At 67.3% G+C, this 1,850-nt stretch carries 2 pseudogenes; both read right to left on the bottom strand.

Annotated features, from left to right (window positions below):
• Positions 1-1,029, bottom strand: a pseudogene (locus tag ADK55_RS16210) (2-oxoacid:ferredoxin oxidoreductase subunit beta); the annotation flags it as partial.
• Positions 1,022-1,850, bottom strand: a pseudogene (locus ADK55_RS16205) (2-oxoglutarate ferredoxin oxidoreductase subunit alpha); the annotation flags it as partial. The pseudogenes ADK55_RS16205 and ADK55_RS16210, both read right to left, overlap by 8 nt.

Genomic DNA, 1,850 nt, shown 5'->3' with positions numbered 1-1,850 from the left:
GCGGTGTCGAGTTGGTCGGCCATGAGGGTGTCGTAGACGGGGCGTTGGACGCTGCGCAGGACTCCGATGGGGGTGTGGTGGAGGGTGTCGGGGTCGGCGAGGCGGGAGAGGGCGAAGGCGGTGGTGGGGTTGGTGGTGTGGGCGTCGTGGACGAGGAGGTGGGGGGTGTTCTCGGGGGTGATGGTGGCGACTTCGAGGTCGCCGGTGGTGGGGTTGCGGATGACGCCCTTGGTGTGGTCGGTGCCGAAGCGGACGGGTTGGCCGTGTTCGAGGCGGATGACGGCGTCTTGGGCTTGTTCGTTGTCCTTGAGGGCTTCGAAGGCGCCGTCGTTGAAGATGTTGCAGTTCTGGTAGATCTCGACGAGTGCGGTTCCTTGGTGGTCGGCGGCTTGGCGCAGGACGTCGGTGAGGTGTTTGCGGTCGGAGTCGATGGTGCGGGCGACGAAGCCGGCTTCGGCTCCGATGGCGAGGGAGACGGGGTTGAAGGGGGCGTCGAGGGAGCCCATGGGGGTGGATTTGGTGATTTTGCCGAGTTCTGAGGTGGGGGAGTACTGGCCTTTGGTGAGGCCGTAGATGCGGTTGTTGAAGAGGAGGATTTTGAGGTTGACGTTGCGGCGGAGGGCGTGGATGAGGTGGTTTCCGCCGATGGAGAGGGCGTCTCCGTCGCCGGTGACGACCCAGACGGAGAGGTCGCGGCGGGAGGTGGCGAGGCCGGTGGCGATGGCGGGTGCGCGTCCGTGGATGGAGTGCATGCCGTAGGTGTTCATGTAGTAGGGGAATCGGGAGGAGCAGCCGATTCCGGAGACGAAGACGATGTTTTCCTTGGCGAGGCCGAGTTCGGGCATGAAGCAGGCCGAGTTCGGGCATGAAGCCCTGGACGGCGGCGAGCACGGCGTAGTCGCCGCAGCCCGGACACCAACGGACCTCCTGATCCGACTTGAAGTCCTTCATCGACTGCTTCCCCTCGGCCTTGGGCACGAGGGACAGCAGATGATGCCCGGCTTCGGACACCTCGGTGACGTCAGTCATTGATGGCCTCCTTGAGGACCGTCGCCAGCTGTTCGGCCTTGAAGGGCATCCCGTTGACCTGGTTGTACGACGCGGCGTCCACCAGGTATCTGGCCCGGATCAGGGTGGCGAGCTGGCCGAGGTTCATCTCCGGCACCACTACCTTGTCGTAACGCTTCAGGACCTCCCCGAGATTCCTCGGGAACGGGTTGAGGTGACGCAGGTGCGCCTGCGCGATCGGCAGTCCGGCGGCCCGTACCCGGCGTACGGCCGCGGTGATGGGGCCGTAGGTGGAGCCCCAGCCGAGGACGAGGACGCGGGCCTCGTCGGGGTCGTCCACGTCCAGGTCGGGGACCCGGATGCCGTCGATCTTGGCCTGGCGGGTGCGGACCATGAACTCGTGGTTGGCGGGGTCGTAGGAGATGTTGCCGGTGCCGTCCTGCTTCTCGATGCCGCCGATGCGGTGTTCGAGGCCGGGGGTACCGGGGACCGCCCACGGGCGCGCCAGGGTCTCGGGATCGCGTTTGTACGGCCAGAACACCTCGGTGCCGTCCGCCAGCTCGTGGTTCGGACCGGCCGCGAACTGCACCGTGAGGTCCGGCAGGTCCGTGACCTCAGGGATCTTCCACGGCTCGGAGCCGTTGGCGAGGTAACCGTCCGAGAGCAGGAACACCGGAGTGCGGTACTCCAGGGCGATCCGGGCCGCGTCCAGGGCCGCGTCGAAGCAGTCCGCGGGCGTGCGCGGGGCCACGATCGGCACGGGGGCCTCGCCGTTGCGCCCGTACATGGCCTGGAGCAGGTCGGCCTGCTCGGTCTTGGTCGGCAGCCCCGTCGAGGGGCCG

It is taken from the genome of Streptomyces sp. WM4235 (assembly GCF_001279725.1).
GTDB lineage: Bacteria > Actinomycetota > Actinomycetes > Streptomycetales > Streptomycetaceae > Streptomyces.
The sequence above is the reverse complement of the archived record's forward strand: the minus strand, read 5'-3'. Positions and strand labels throughout refer to the sequence as shown.